The following is a 15146-nucleotide window of genomic DNA, read 5'->3' as shown; positions in this document are numbered from 1 at the left end:
GCTGCTTCGGTCTACTTGTCGGCGAGACCTGTTGCCGCTGCCAAGTATTCACGTGAGTCTCGAAACGTCTGCGCTACACCGCGTCCCGCGATGGCTTGGTACCGACTGATTCGATCGTCATCGAGAGCTTCGAGGACGGTGCTGGAATCCGCGTGCATCCAGCCACCGTCTCGCACCAGTTCGTGGGCGTGTTTGCCGTGCAGGGCAGAAATGCCCTCGACCCTGATCCCGTTCGGATCGGTCGACGCCGCGATGTAATAGGCCTTCTTGCCGGGGTAACCGGCCTTGACCTTCTCGCGCAACCGGAACGTGGCATCGGCCGCGTCGTCGATGGCCGATGTTTGTTCGTCGGAGCCCGATTCGGCGGCAGAGATCCGCGCGATCTCCCCATCGAGCGCAGCAAGCAAAGTGGCGAGGTACTCGAGATCGCTCATAGACCCATGATGCCCTAGAGCAGTGATCTCTCGAACCAGCACCCGACGGAAAAGATATCGACACCAGTACAGCTCGTTGGGTCAACCTGACCAACCGCACAGCAAGATGTCTGCCGACAGGGTCATCGGCCTTCCACGACGCGGAGCTGTCCGAACGGTTCATTGCACCACCTGCAGCTCGCATCGACGTAGTCGTGGCCGTCTTCACGCTCGCATTCGTCCACGGCGCATCCGCTGCCACACGAGAGCATCTGTCCACATCGGCACCGCTCACCGTCACAGCCAGGGTGGTGAAGTGCTCCCGGCGGCGCAGCGCAGTCGTGACACTTTCTCCGCCCATTGGGTATTCGACTGGGCCGCCATGTGCAACCAACCGAATCGAGCATTTCCAGTTCACACGCCATGCAGATCGCCATGCCGTGCAGACTCGCACGAGGCACCGACATCAAAATTTTTCGAAGTTCGCACTTCGTGACGCGTCGCTACGCCTCGGCACGTTCATATCCAACGAGTTCGACGATCACCCAGACAGGCCGGTCACAGTCACGCGGCAGTCAGACGAACGAAGACGGCCCCGGATTTCTCCGAAACCGCCTTCGACCTGCACTGTGTCGGGCTGACAGGAATTGAACCTGCGAGCCCTTGATCCCCAGCTAGATCGACCATATTTCGATAGACCCACCTGCACCTACCGCACAGTCCCTGACCAGCGAGTTCCGTACACGCTCGCACGTCCCGATCCACTCTCGGTTGCACCGAGTAGTGACACTCTCTCGGCACGCTCGAACACCGATCACTCCACGCAGAGTCACCTCGATTCGCCGATGGCCCACGCCATGGGCCCACTAGATCACACGAAGCCGCATGTCCTGGCCTGCAGATACGTTGCACAACAGAAGCGATGCAGCGACACGGCTGACATAATCGGCCTGTGCAGCTGTTCGAGCGTCGAGAGTCAGTGATGACTGCGAATTGGAGGCCCCGGCGGGGCGTCCAAGTGACGCACTCGGATCTTCCTGATGCGTGGCTCGTTGCGCTCGATCGTCTGGTCCAGGATTTACGCGTACGCCAGTACGGCGGCGATGTCGAATACATCGACTGGGTAGCCGAATACGAATCGGACAGCGGCATGGTGTGGCTCCACAGCGCTGTCACGGTCGTTGGAGGCAGCCGAGGAAGACTTGCGTGCAGTGGACTCGGCGCTTCTGTCGACGACGACGTGGAGCTGGCGCTGCTGTCGATGGCTGACCTCGTTCAGAACGAAGTGACCGAAGCGGGTACCGCGTGGCCGTGGGGAGACGACGGCGGATTCATGCGTGCGGAACTCATCGATGGAGTCGCCATGTGGAACGACAAGAACTCTCACGTAACGCGGATCGGGGATCTATCCGAGAAGAACTGATACAGAACACTATCGGACCGAGAGCGTCGACCGTCAAGCAAGTTCGTCGGCGACCAGCAAACGGAGAACCGCACGCACCCATGCGTCTGCGGACGCCTCCAAGTCATCACCGGCGAGTGCGTCGGCAAGGTGACCGAGCGAAAGACCCGTCGACTTCATCCCTACCGATCTCGAGAGGTCAGCACGCCCGCGAATCGCAACCACATCAGCCTCCGAAACGAACCGCAAGCCACGGTGCGAGAGATCCGCCAAGGTCGACAGACATCCTGCAACGACATCGACGACGCGATCCTGATCTACCTCGCCCGCCGAGCGAATCAGACCCGACATACCCACCTGAGGCGCGAGATCGGGCACGACCACACCGAGATCGCACGCAATCGAGTACGGCGTGATGCAGACCTGCCCTGACCGGACACTCATTCGACCTGCCACCGCCCGCGGGCCCGACGACATCGCATGGAGAACAGCGTCGATAGCGTCGGGAGCCTCCGCTCGATGCTCGACCACAATCTGTGCCCGACGCCCCTTACCGTCCTCGACCACCACCGTCGAAGTCTGACCCGCCGGAGAATAGTCGGTGTCGACCACAGCGTCGATGCTCACTATGCCGACCCCGTCCGTCAGCAGCCGATTCCGTGCGAACGACGGCCTGCGTTCGGTCAAACGTAGACGCACATCGTCGTAGTCCGAGGAGAGGACGGCCGAATTCGCCCAAGCGTCGGCCCCGAGTGGAAGGATCGAGGTCTTTCCGATACCTCTGCGTCCCAACCGAATCGACCGGTTCGCGCGCCGAACAGCCGATTCGGTGACGATGGTCGACGCAGCCAAGGCTCCGACAGTGGTCCCCGCAACTCTGCGCCCCGCCACGGCATGACCGGTGAGCAGCTCCCCCAGCCACTGATGCCGCATCAGATAAACGGCATCCGTATCGATTTCGGAGAAGTAGACGTCGACACTCACGTCGTCACCGGTGGCCGTTACGCGTGCACCCAGACCGACCAGACGTGAACGTCTGAGCGGAGTTTCGCCCGCAGTCTCGGTTCCCAATGCCATTCCGGCAAGCGCCGAGTCGGTCGCCCCTCCGAGCTGAACTCGCGCGTGGATCTCTGCGATCAACGACGCCACCCGGACGCGGTCGTGACGGGCATTCCTTGCGGCATAGGCCTCGACCTGATCGGACAGTTCCGCACAGGCGTCGGCGAGCCATACCGTCGACGCTGCCTCGACCGCACGAGCAGCCCGCACTGCGGATGCGTGTTGCACTCCCGACGACCCAGCCAGCCCATCGACGAGAATGGTTCGGGCAACAACCTTTGCTCGCGATATCCCAGCCGAATCATGAATGATCGCAACACTACTGACGAACACCTCGTCGCTACCCGATTCGTCAGCCGCTCGTACGGCCCACACCGCAAGGGCGATCGACTCCGGCGGTGCATGCTCGGACGCCGACGAATGAGTGTGACCCACATCGTGAGGAGTCAAGAACCGAACTGTGCAGTGCGGCAACTCGACACGCACAATCGAGTCGGTGCCCTCGGGGCGATGCACTGTCGCCTGGTAACCCTCTCCGCGGATCCGCTTCGCCCGCCGCATCGCGGCCACACCGACGTGCGATTCGACAAGGTCGTCGTCGAATACGCCTGGTGTCCAGTCCGGTCCGCCGACACCGGTACCGAATCTCGAACGATAGGCGAGCACCAGACCGAGGCGATGCCTGCACGCCGAGCTCGCGCCGCAGGAGCACGACGCGTCGGTGAACGGCAACGAAGCCGGGAGCTCGGTCACGACGCCGTCGGCGAACCGGGCGACGATACGTTCGATTGATGCCGACAAGTCCGGTGGATTCTCCTCGACCATCCGCACTGCTCTTTTGACCAGGCCACGATTGGTGACGAGCACCAGTGCCTCGTCGGTGAGCGCCGCCACGTCCGGTCGCATGGATTCGGCGGTCATCGGATGCACCCGGCAACGAACTCCGCGAGCCCGCCCGGTGTCATCGACCCCACGTGCACCCCCAGCCGGGCGAGACGCTGGGCGATCTCTCGGTCGTAGTCGGGTTCGCCGGACTCGTCGAGTGCTGCCAACGCCAACACTCGCACGCCCTCGTCGGTCAAGCGAGATACGCTGCGCACGAACCGATCCGCTTGACTCTCGTACAGATCGGAGATGATCACCACGATGGTTCGGCGGGGAGTCTCGACCAGCTGCCCGGCATAGTCCACCGCCTTGGCACCATCGTTGCCGCCACCGAGTTGCACGCCCATCAACAGTTCCACCGGATCCAGAACCTCCGACGTGAGGTCGACAACGTTGGTGTCGTACGCGATGAGGTGCGTTCGCAGACCAGGGACGTTCCAGAAGCATGCCGCTGTGACGGCGGAATGGACGACGGAATCGATCATCGATCCTGACTGGTCGACCAGCAGTATGAGTGTCCAGGTGTCGGTGTGTCGCCGGGTGCGCGAAGTGAACAGAGGTTTCTCGATCGCGATGGATCGTGTCTCGGTGCTCCAGTGCTTGAGGTTCGCGAGAACCGTTGCAGGAAAATCGAAATTGCGAGAGTTCCGGAAGGAGGTGCGCTGCCGGCTGCGCGTGCCGTGGAAGGTCTTGCGGACGTCGACGGACAGCTTCTCGATCAGCTCTTTCACAACCTTGTCGACAGCCTTCTTGGCCAGCGCGAGAACCCGCGGGTCCATCAGATGCTTCGTTCGCAATACCGCGCGCAGGAGTGTCACGCTCGGTTCGATTCGCTCGAGAGCTTCGGGATCGGTGACCACCTCGGTGATCTCGTATTTCTCGACTGCGTCTCTTTCGAGGCGGTGAACAGTCTCACGCGGAAATAAGCGGTGGATGTCGTCGAGCCAATCCACTGCGCTCACCACCGTTGTCCCGACCCCGCTCGGCCGTCCGCGACGGTCGCGGTGCAGTGCCGTACCTTCGCCTTCTTGCCCCTTCTCCGGAGCACCGCCTGCTCGAGCACGTGAACCACCCGAGCGCACGCCCTGGGCGGCACGGGCCGCGTCGCGGCCATACAGCCATTCCAGCGCGGAATCCTGTTCTGCAGCAATACCTGTGGGGTCACCGAGTGCACCGGAGCTGGCGTCACCCAAGATCAATCGCCATCGCTCGGAGTTCATTGCAATCCAATGTTCGCGAGCGCCCGATCGACTCGCTCGTCCAGTAGCTCGCCGGACGCTACCGAGGCCGTAATGGCCGGGCCGGCAGGCGTTGGTGCCACGCGTAGAGCGATGACCTCGCGTTCACGCGGAGGAAAGAACTCGAAGGACTGCCTCAGAGCCGGCAACGCCGTCAGAAAATCATGCTCGGTCATCCGTCCTACGACGGCGTCGACGGCCGTCAACACTGCGTCACCGGAACCGGCATCGAGAAAACGTTCACGCGCGACGCCGAAGAGACCGGACAGCCAGTCGCCGAGCCGATCCGAGGGTATGGATCGCACGGCAGCCGCCGCATCTTCCGGCGTGGTTCGAGTCCACGACGCGCCCAGTGCCGATCCCCTCATATCCACTGCGGCACCGCTGTCACGCGCCAGCAGATCCAGTTCTGTTGACGGGTCGTCGCGCAAGAGGTGCCCTGCGTACTGCATGGCATCGGCGATGGCCGCGACGGCCGCGATTCGACGGAAATCTGCGCCCCCTGTTGCTCGGACTCGCCGAGCGAGCGTCAGCACCGTGGGCGACGCGGCTGCCACCACTTCTCCGAGCAGCGCCGAACCTCGACTCCCGAACAGCGAATCGTGTCGCCACAGATCGAGGGCGGTGCGCAGAAGTAGCCCGGTATCGGCGAGATCAACTGCAGTGTCCAGTGATTGGATCGCCGCCGATGCCGACGTGTTCGACACGTCGTCCAATCCGCACAACACTGCGTCGAACATAATCCGTGCGACGCCCGCCATGTCACTGCCCGCCGACCGCAACGAGGATACGAGCACTGCACCCGCCGCGTCCACCAGCGTGTGCCCGTACGCGGCGGCCTCGATGAGTGCCGGAACTCGGCCGCCGTGGTCGGTGATCACCCACTCGTCGATCGACCGCACCTCGGAGCCACCGCTCGGTCCGGCAGCACGCTCGAAGCCAGGAATGCCGAGTAGTCGTAGCTGATGCAGCACGCGACTTCTCGAACGCTCGCGTTCGTCAGTAAGATCCAGAGACAAAGTCCCGGAAATCAATTCGAACTCTTCGAGCAGCATGTCGACGTGATGGACCAGCCCAGGTGCCGGGGCGTCAGGATGCAGTTCCCCTCGCCGCTCTCCCCTCAACGTTCGGATGCATACCTCGATCACCGGGTCAGCTTCGACGCCGAGTGGTTCACCCGCACGCGTCCACGGCAGCGGCGAGGGGATGGCCTCGTCGACGAGTGTGCTCGCGGCACCGTCCAGTACGTCACGACGCGTGGGCACCGAGTGACCTCGCATCGCCGCCAAAACATCGACCTGGGTTCGGAATCCGGCGAAGTCGGTGGTGGAAACCCGGTGTCCGCGGGACCGCAGATTCAGCACGACGGCCTCGATCGCGATGTCCGACGCATGAGCCTGATCTTCCCAAAGCTGCTGGTACCACCACGGTCCTTCGAGTTCGAGGCGACGGTAGGAGTACGGGATCAGATAGCTTCCGACGTCGAGGGCAGAGTCCGGAATCGGAACGGCCGGCCAGCTGTCATCGGCCGGTGGTCCCGTCTCGAGCTCCGACACGATCGCGGCACGGTGGAATCCGCCGCACACGACAACGACCGACCCGCCCTGTTCACGAGCTGCTTTCACCCAGGATGCCATGTACTTCTCGCGTTCGGAGACGACGACATCATCGCCGCGAATCAGGCCGAAGTAGCTGTCGAGGATATCTCGCATCTCTTCGGTCGTCAGCGCGCCTGCCCGCGCTTCGACGACGTGGTCCCACATCGCATCGACGGTGTCGAGCCCCATCCTCTCGACTGCCTCCACAGCCGCTGGGCTGTATTCGATAGGCCCAGAATCGAAGTCGAGATGCCACGACGGAAGGTCGATGAACCGAACTGCCGCATCCGTTCCGGTGGCCGCTCGCAGTGCCACCCACTCCGGCGAAAACTCGGTGTAGACATTCCACGCCACCTGGGTGTGTGTACCCCTGCGGGCGTGCGAGAACAACGCGATCGGAAGTCGATGTCCGAGCGTCAACTCGCCGATGCGGTCTGTGTAATCCACCGGACCTTCGATCAAGACGTGGGCCGGCCGCAATCGCTCGATGGTGTCGGCGACCACGCGCGCGCAGGCAGGACTGTGATGCCGCACGCCGATGACGGCCACCTCGTCGCCATCGGGACGTTCCACCACTAGCTCAGACGTGCGTGAGCTTCGCGCAGCTCTCGCCACGCCTCGCTCGATCGGTAGGACGATCGCTGCTCGATGTAGCGACGCAACCTCGCTGTGTCCTCGGCGTTGTCTTTCGCCGCGGTGCCGGCCAGCGACTCCGCGAGATCGGTGAGCGTGCCTGCATCGCCGCGCATGTACCAGCCGCGAATTCCGGTGGCATGCGCGAGCGAGACCGCCTCGGCCGTGCTCATCACCGACGACAACCGCTCGACGGGAGTACCGGCTTCGGTAAAGCCCGATCGCAAGTCACGGAACAGCGTCACGAGAAGTTCCGAGACCGCCGGATCTTGATCTATCCCCACCCCGGATGCCCGCAACAGCGCTGCCGACTCTGCCCGCACCAGCGCGACCTCGGTGTCGAAATCTGCAATCGGATGTACTGTCTCGAAGTTGAAGCGTCGTTTGAGCGCGGCGCTCATTTCGTTCACTCCTCGGTCTCGGGTATTTGCCGTCGCGATGACGTTGAATCCCTCACGCGCGTAAACCATTGCATCCGTTCCGGCGAGTTCGGGCACCGCGAGCACGCGTTCGGACAACAGCGACAGCATGGTGTCCTGCACTTCGAGTGGGCATCGGGTGATCTCCTCGAAGCGCACGATGCGGCCCTCGGACATGCCACGCAGCATGGGTGCCGGAACCATCGATCGCAGGGAAGGGCCCTCAGCTACCAAGAGCGCGTAATTCCACGAGTACCTGATCTGATCCTCGGTGGTCGCAGCGCCACCTTGGATGGTGAGTGTGGAATCCCTACTGACAGCAGCCGCAATGAGTTCGGACAGCATCGATTTCGCGGTACCGGGCTCACCGACCAACATCAATCCGCGTGTGGTCGCCAAGGTGACGAGCGACCGTTCGACAAGTGACGGGTTTCCGACATATTTCGGGACGATTCCGCGGTGGGCGTCGCCCATCACGAAGGTGCGGGCCGCCTTCAGACTCAATTTCCACCCGGGTGGCCTCGGACCGATGTCCTCGTCGGTCAGTCGCTCGAGCTCATCTGCGTACCGCTCCTCGGCGGGTGGCCGCTGCACTCCCGTCGTCACGACGCGAACCCATCCAGATCGGCGATGAGCTCCGAGACGGTCGCACGGTCGACGTCGTTCAAGGTCCCTCCTCGCAAGTTCACCGAGACGAGTTTCTGGTCCGGGTACCCGTTGTAGGGATCACCTGTCCCCATCCCCGGTTCGAGTCCCAGCAGCACCGAGACATCGTCGCTGAGTTGGTAAAGCAAGCCCTGACCCCAGGACACGGGGTTCTCCCACACCGGTTCCCATCCACGGTAGGTCAATCGCAAGGCCTGGCTCGGGGTCGCAGTCACCCCGGTGAACCTGGCCAGGCCACTGCCGTCGATGTCGCCTGGCAATGGGTCGTGTACCGGTCGGCCCAACTGTGGGAACGGCTGCAGTATCTCGTAATCGGCGAATACGTTCGACCAAGTACCGACCGTGTCCGGTATGTGTGCCGGATGAACCAGACCTATCCGTCCGTCGGGAAGCTCCAGGGCCTCGTCGTCGATGTCTGCGAGGGTGCTGTCTTCCGCGACCCGGAACACCACTGCAGGATTGTTGCTGTCGTCGAACGACGCCCACAGGAGACGACGAGCCACGTGTATCAGCAGCGGATGTCCCAGCACGTATTGGGTGAACTCGTCGGCCGTCCATCGCCGTCCGATCACCATCGACCGATTGAGTCGCTTGATCTGCTCGGTTGCAACAGCTTTGGCTTCGCGCTTGAGTGTGGCGAAGCCCTTCTTGGCTTCCTCCGCGAGGATGGCATCGTCGCGGGTGGTGGCCTTGGGCAGACCCGTCGTCTTCTTCCCATTCTCGTCGAGCGCGAAGGGAACGAGCGCTTCGGTGAAGCCGACAGTGAAGGACCGTTCACCGTAGTCGAACATCATGGTTCCCGACGACGACAGATCGAGGGTGGGGACTATGCGGTCGGCCAACTGCTCACGATCGAGACCGAGGCTTTCCGCGACCTCCGCGACCCGCTGCTGCGCGCCGACCTTGAGGGACTTGAACTTCATCTTCCGCGAGATGTGGTCCAACTCTGTGAGAGCTCGGTTGGAGCCGTGCGCAGCCAGAGCATCCAGCCCCAGTTGGGCTCTGGCAGTGCCGTTCTCGCCTGGCCAACGCCTGATGAGTGGTGCCAGTTTTCCGATTGTCGCGTCGTCGCCCAGCCAACCGAGTGCGAGGATTACCCAGTTGTCTTTCGAGGGCGCACCCGCTCCCCACCATCGCTGAAAGAGCTCCCACGCTGCGTCGGCGAGTGACCCGCGATCGCAGTACTCGGCCACCGTCTCGAGCCCTGCGTACGGTGCATCGATTGTGCTTACAGCGCACATCGTCAAGATATGCGCCGTGGCGGAATCAGGCAGAGCAGCGGACCTGTCCGCGGTCAGTATCGGCGGCAGCGACGGCACGTCGGCCCAGGCCGGTGTTCTCGGAATGCGCTTCGGTAGTACTTCCAGCGGATCGAGATCGACGATGGTCGCGATCGCTGCCGATACGTCTTCCCCGTATCTGTTCGCTCCGGCCAAGACTGTGTCTCGTGAGGTGGCTCGCGCGAGTCCGCGTAATGCTGCTGCAGCGTGATCTTTCTGCGCCCCAGCCTTTCCCACGGCGTCGGGGATCAGTAGCGTTGCCGCGTCCGCCGCGTGTCGGACGAGCCACGCCAATGCCGGCTTACGTAAGTTCTTCCGGGTGGCGAACATCGTCGCGTGCACGCGCGCGACATCGATATCGACGTACGGCATCAGATACGGTGCCGCAGCACCGGGATGAGCTCGAGTGAAGCGGAGCATGAGCGGTAAAGCGTCGAGTTCGTAGCGCGCAACGACGCGCAAGGGATCTTTGAGAGTTGTTCCCGTCCAGTCGGTCAGGAACGGCCGGGCGACCTCGTCCGGCGCGATGAGGAAGATTATCCAGGCATTCCAATCCCGCGCATCGGTCGGCGAGGTATCTGGTATGTACCGCTTGTACTCGTCCCATGTCGTGTACGAATAGTCACTCGGCGTGTTCTTGATGGCTTCGAGTTCGCCTGGCAACCAGGCCATCCTGTGAATGTGCGGAACACCGAGCCCCGTGATGACGGCTGCATCAGGCACCTTCTTACGCGTCGACCACGGCGGACTGACGAGGATCGACGGAAGGTCGGTCGCCATCGGCAACAAGGTGGTCAGTTCTGCGATCCTGCGTTGCGCTCTCTCCGGCAACGTGGAGGCGATCTCGCGCGCCAAGTCCGGATTCTGCCGTACGTGGCGATCGAACAATCCCGAATCAGCCTCTACCAGAACACGGAACGCTCGACGCGGATAGTTCTGCATCGCCCGAAGGACGATAGGCTGCCCGTTCTTCATCCCGCCACGTTGGACCAGAGCCTCGAACGCATCGTCGGTGGGGATAGCCGAAAGGGCGTGCAGTATTCGCAGAAGCCAGGACTCGTCGTGCGCATTTCCGTACGGATTCGGCGTGTCGAAAGCGTCCAGCAACACAGGCAGTATCGGCGGGCCGATACCGTCCACCACCGCTGCTGTCATCGCATCGTCGAGCAGCCACCGCCGGTGCCCGTAAGCGGCGTCGTCGCTTCGATGAAGCTGTTCTGGCGTGTTCGCCGAGACCATCAGCTGCGTGCTCCAGTGGTACGACTGAGGACGCAGCACCATGATCAGCTCCTCGGACCACTCTAGCTCGGTCGGGAAGATGAACGTTGCAGTCAGCTTTCGCACGGTGTTGCCTCGCCGCGTCGACGCCGCGCGGCGGGCCGCCGCGTACTCCTCGGCCGACGCCACCGCGATCAACCCGCGCATCCGATCGAGCATGAACTCGCGCGGAGAGTAAGTCAGTTGCTCGTCGTACCCATCTACCTGCGCGAAACGTTCTCGCGTCGCATATTTCGGCACCTTGAATTCCGCATCGGGCGCGGTATGACCGTAGGAAACGACGCCGAATACGGCACCCTCCGGGAGGTCCGCAACCAGCACCCTTTCGCTCACGAACCGCATGTCGGACAATTCCAGAAGCGCTTCGACCGCGAAGACCAAGCCGTGCCTGGCCACCCAGCCGTCGATGATCGAGATAACTCGCAATTCGTCGCGACTTACGAATCGGTTCAGGAGAAAATACAGAGCGGCGGCACCAAGGGCCGAGACGTCGCCTGCCTGGTACTTCCTGGCGGCGATCGTCAATTCGTCGGGGTTGGTGTCGTTAACGAGGTACCAGGACGCGTACTGGAGGCTGAGTTCGTCTGTCTCGATCTTCGCTAGTTCGACGCCTGCGTCAGGATCGACCGGCGCGACACTGGCGGGATAGCCACCGCGTCGGGGGTATTTCATCGGCAGCCACGAGAACGGCGGCACGGACTCGGACTCGGACTCGGACTCGGACGTACTGTGGCTCACGCATCTCCTCGAGGTCCCGCTCTGTTCGGCGACGTGCCGAGAATGATAGCGGGCAAAACGATCGCCCACCGGTGATCGCATACCGCCCGGTCTGGCAGCGAAGTGCGGGCGGCGCGTGCGAACAGACCGGACGGCATGCCGGAACGACATCTGGCCTTGCGCACCGCATAGGTCCGCGGGAGAGTGACGGTCGTGAACGACACACCCGCATCCGGCCCTCACCCACCGCAGTTTCGGGGCGTGCCCATCAACGAGATCCCGGCCGTAGTACCTCTGAGGTTGGTTCTGGCCGAAACGGAGAGGATCGGTGCGTGGCTCAGCGGTGCACGGATCTACAGCACATGCATGACCTTCACGGTCGAAGCCAATGTCCGAGAATCTGATCGCTTGCTGGGTATGTACGGGTTCGGTAGACCAGAGTCGAATCACACGCCGCCGATGCTCCTCGGTTTCGAAGATGCCGACGGAACCGTCTCCACAAACCTACCCGGCAGGCGAACGGGATTGAGCCCCAGCGGCGGTGGCGGAAACCGTCTGCACAGTCGAAGCGGCCTCATTCTGGCACCCGTTCCGCCCGCCGGTCCTCTGCATGTGTATTTCGCGTGGCCCCACTTCGGGATCGACGAGACACGTCATAGTGTGGATGCGAGCGAATTCTATTCGGCAACATACGAAGTGAGAAAGCTCTGGGACGAGGTCGATCCGGATACGGGCACCCAGTTCGACCTCGATGACAGGACGACTCCCGAGATCGAGATTCCACCAGGCGGGTGGTTCCAGGCGGCCTTCGAACGTCAGAAGCCACCTCCGCGGGACCCCGATGCGCCGCGTCGTATCAACTACGCGATCAGGGGTGATGACTAGGTGGTAAATGGTCGCTCTGAGCCGCTGCGAGCTGGCAGGGTCAACAGCGTGATCGAATCCATTTCCGTCGAGCAACTGCGGTTCTGCTCCGAGTCGAGCGGGCGGTTTCACCGGTTTCGGCACCGTGAATTGGCCTCCTTTCGACGCACATCCAAGCAGTCCGATTGCGGTGCCGACATCGACGCGCGAATATCGACCAACGATGTGCTTATAGGTGGCGAACAGCGGAATGCGTAGATTCTTGGCCTGGTCGGCGGTAGCCGCCGTAGTCATAGGCGCTGCGGTCGTTGTGGTCACAGGTGTATCGGACCACTCTCGGTCGGACGCCACTGCGATTCCCGGCTGCGACGAAGTAGTGGAGCCCGACGACACACACAACATCGACTATTCCTTCATCGAGGACAGGCGCTACGCTGATTCCGATTACGGATGGTTCTCGGATACCAAGGCGGTCAACATGTCCGACGCGTTGCGTGCTGCCTTACCAGCCGACACAGAGGTGTTGCCGTACTCGATAACTCCCCCGCTTCAGTTCCAACCCTTCGGGAGCGAAACCACTGCGCAGGCATTGGTAGCGTTGAGGGGCGAGGAGGGTGACCTGACAGTCGTCGTGCAACGGTCGGACACACCCGCAGGACCGTGCATCACCGGATACGTCCAAGAACGCCGGACACTGGACGACGGCACAATCATCGACACGTCGGACAACGAGAACGGACGCCGTGCGCGCGCATACACCTCTGACGGAAGCTTGATCGACGTCTCCATCACCGGCGCCCTGACCGTCGAACAACTGGCTGACATCGCAGCCGAACCCGGCCTGCGGACCCACTGATCGCGCAGATGCCTTCGGGGTGAACGCGTTACGTTGTTACTTGATGGCTTGCCGGTGGACTGTCTGAGAGGGTGTACGAATGAGTGCGGTCAACTGGTTGCTTGCAGGCCCGCGTGGTCGACGGTTGCTCCTCGAGTACACGCTGCTCGCGGAGCAGGATTCGGCCGTCGAAGCAGCTTTGGCCTGAAACGACGTAGACCGCCATCGGCCACCGACTGGCCGACCTGCCTGGGCTCTGTCGTGGACACGCAGGTAAAACGCCGGCCATGCATCGGATTCACACACAGCGAATTGGCGTGGCCACAACCGATTCGGAGAGTAACGATCGACCCGGGCCGCGGTCAAAGAAGCGAAAGCCGACCGATAGCCGCACATGTCAGTCCCAGCTTGCCCGCAGGCACGTTGACCCGGCGCTGTTAGCGGGTCGCAAAACGGTGAACTTGCGCACAAACTCGATTCCGTCACCTACCATCAGCGGTCCGACGGCAGAGAACTCGATGCCAGCTCCATCACGCCGTCCGGTGCTCAGATGTAACGCCCGACATCGCACGCAGATATGTGATCGGCAATCCATCGACACAGAAACGGGACGCATCAATGACGCGCAAGTACACCGGAGCATCGTGGCTCCTTGTCCCCGCCATAGCCGCGCTAGTGCTGACAGGTTGCAGCAGTACCAACGGCGTCCCAACAGCAGAAAGCAGCACCAGAACCGGGGTGCCTACCGCACCACCGACCGATGCGGCGGTTCCGATCGGAGCCGCACAGGATGTCACCGACGACGACGTGACGACTCGCATCACCGTCCAAACCCTCACCCCTGCACTAGGGTCGAAGTACGGTCTCCCCGCCGCCGGTGAACTGCAGCAGATCACAGTCACATTGGAAGGCATCCGAGGGACCACAAACGTCAATCCCCTCTACTTCACTGCCAGGGCGGCCGACGGCACCTCCTACGACGCAGCCCTCGGGACCGTCGACGGGCAACTATCGACAGCAACCGTCACATCGGGCGACCTCCTCAAAGGAGTTGTCGCCTTCGATGTCACCGGACCGCCGATTGCATCCATTCGCTACAACGGTGCCCTCGGAGACGAGTTGGCGAAGTGGGTCGGACAATCAGCAGCATCCGCGCCATCGGCAGCCCCCTCGTCAGCGACCGCACCTACGCCATCGTCCGGCCCGGCGAGAGGCGACCTCGGCCTTGACTCCACCATGTCAGTCCCGTCGTGTGACGGCACAGGAATCGTCGTGCTGTATTCAGCCACCAATCCCAGTAGCTACGCGCAGGAGGTCGCCGCGCAACTCCTCGCCAACCCAGGTTCGCAGTATCTGCGCACCGACAACGCATGTCCGTCGCTTCGACAAGCCACCACAGACGGAAACGTCATTTACGCGGTCTACCGCATCGCCGGCACGACCGCGGCCCAGGTATGCGCCGCCGTCGCGGCATCCGGCGCCGACTCGTATGGCAAATGGCTCGACACCACCACAGACCCGAACTACATCATCCCGTGCTGACCCGACCGCTGCTCGCAGATGCATCCACCGCGTCAACAGGGGCCTGATCTGAATGGAACCCGATCCGGAGCCACTGATTTCAACCTGCAGTTTCCAAGCCTGCTACGGATCCCTCCGGACTCAGTCGCTACGTGACCGCGAACAAGCCGAATCGAGTGGCTTCGTCCGCTCATATCCAATCGCCCATCCGTTGCCGATTTCCGGCCTTCGCTGGATCTACCTGGACCCGACGGTTTCCGGTTGCCGAGCCTGTAAGAAACGAGTAGTGACACTCCCGCGGCACGCACACGAAAAAGGCGGCCCCGGATTTCTCCGAA

At 62.5% G+C, this 15146-nt stretch carries 10 protein-coding genes; 4 read left to right on the top strand and 6 right to left on the bottom strand.

Annotated elements, in window-relative coordinates:
• Window positions 1-11: 11 nt before the first annotated feature.
• Window positions 12-434, bottom strand: coding sequence for a phosphate acetyltransferase (locus R4P57_RS15325; RefSeq protein WP_317803692.1), 423 nt, complete (start codon window positions 432-434; stop codon window positions 12-14).
• Between the two features lie 997 nt (window positions 435-1431).
• Here R4P57_RS15325 and R4P57_RS15320 point away from each other — a divergent pair.
• A complete protein-coding gene (locus R4P57_RS15320; RefSeq protein WP_317803691.1) occupies window positions 1432-1836 on the top strand; it encodes a hypothetical protein in 405 nt (134 codons plus the stop codon).
• A 33-nt stretch (window positions 1837-1869) separates the two neighbouring features.
• Here the strand turns inward: R4P57_RS15320 and R4P57_RS15315 are convergent, their stop codons facing one another.
• From R4P57_RS15315 to R4P57_RS15295, 5 genes are read right to left on the bottom strand one after another with little or no spacing between them, the layout of a single operon-like run.
• Window positions 1870-3795 (bottom strand): hypothetical protein, encoded by a 1926-nt coding sequence (locus tag R4P57_RS15315; RefSeq protein WP_317803690.1) that lies wholly within the window; start codon window positions 3793-3795, stop codon window positions 1870-1872.
• The gene (locus tag R4P57_RS15310) at window positions 3792-4979 is read right to left on the bottom strand and encodes a VWA domain-containing protein (RefSeq protein ID WP_317803689.1); all 1188 of its coding nucleotides are present in this window, start codon (window positions 4977-4979) and stop codon (window positions 3792-3794) included. The genes R4P57_RS15315 and R4P57_RS15310 overlap by 4 nt, the downstream gene beginning before the upstream one ends.
• The gene (locus R4P57_RS15305; protein ID WP_317803687.1) at window positions 4976-7168 is read right to left on the bottom strand and encodes a DUF5682 family protein; all 2193 of its coding nucleotides are present in this window, start codon (window positions 7166-7168) and stop codon (window positions 4976-4978) included. The genes R4P57_RS15310 and R4P57_RS15305 overlap by 4 nt, the downstream gene beginning before the upstream one ends.
• Before the next feature lie 2 nt (window positions 7169-7170).
• Entirely contained in the window at window positions 7171-8253 is a 1083-nt protein-coding gene (locus R4P57_RS15300) for an AAA family ATPase (RefSeq protein ID WP_317803686.1), read from the bottom strand.
• Window positions 8250-11609 (bottom strand): DUF4132 domain-containing protein, encoded by a 3360-nt coding sequence (locus R4P57_RS15295; protein ID WP_317803685.1) that lies wholly within the window; start codon window positions 11607-11609, stop codon window positions 8250-8252. Before R4P57_RS15295 ends, R4P57_RS15300 begins: the two co-directional genes overlap by 4 nt.
• 192 nt (window positions 11610-11801) lie before the next feature.
• On the opposite strand from R4P57_RS15295, the gene R4P57_RS15290 reads away from it, so the two are divergent.
• From R4P57_RS15290 to R4P57_RS15280, 3 genes are all read left to right on the top strand, one after another.
• The gene (locus R4P57_RS15290; RefSeq protein ID WP_317803684.1) at window positions 11802-12473 is read left to right on the top strand and encodes a hypothetical protein; all 672 of its coding nucleotides are present in this window, start codon (window positions 11802-11804) and stop codon (window positions 12471-12473) included.
• 229 nt (window positions 12474-12702) lie between these two features.
• The gene (locus tag R4P57_RS15285) at window positions 12703-13308 is read left to right on the top strand and encodes a hypothetical protein (protein ID WP_317803683.1); all 606 of its coding nucleotides are present in this window, start codon (window positions 12703-12705) and stop codon (window positions 13306-13308) included.
• A 717-nt stretch (window positions 13309-14025) separates the two neighbouring features.
• On the top strand, window positions 14026-14829 hold the full coding sequence (locus tag R4P57_RS15280; protein ID WP_317803682.1) for a DUF1942 domain-containing protein: 804 nt from the start codon (window positions 14026-14028) through the stop codon (window positions 14827-14829).
• The last annotated feature ends 317 nt before the right edge of the window (window positions 14830-15146 follow it).

This window comes from Rhodococcus sp. IEGM 1330, from assembly GCF_033142445.1.
Taxonomy (GTDB): Bacteria; Actinomycetota; Actinomycetes; order Mycobacteriales; family Mycobacteriaceae; genus Rhodococcoides.
Note: the sequence above shows the minus strand (reverse complement) of the source record. Positions and strands in the feature narration are given on the sequence as shown.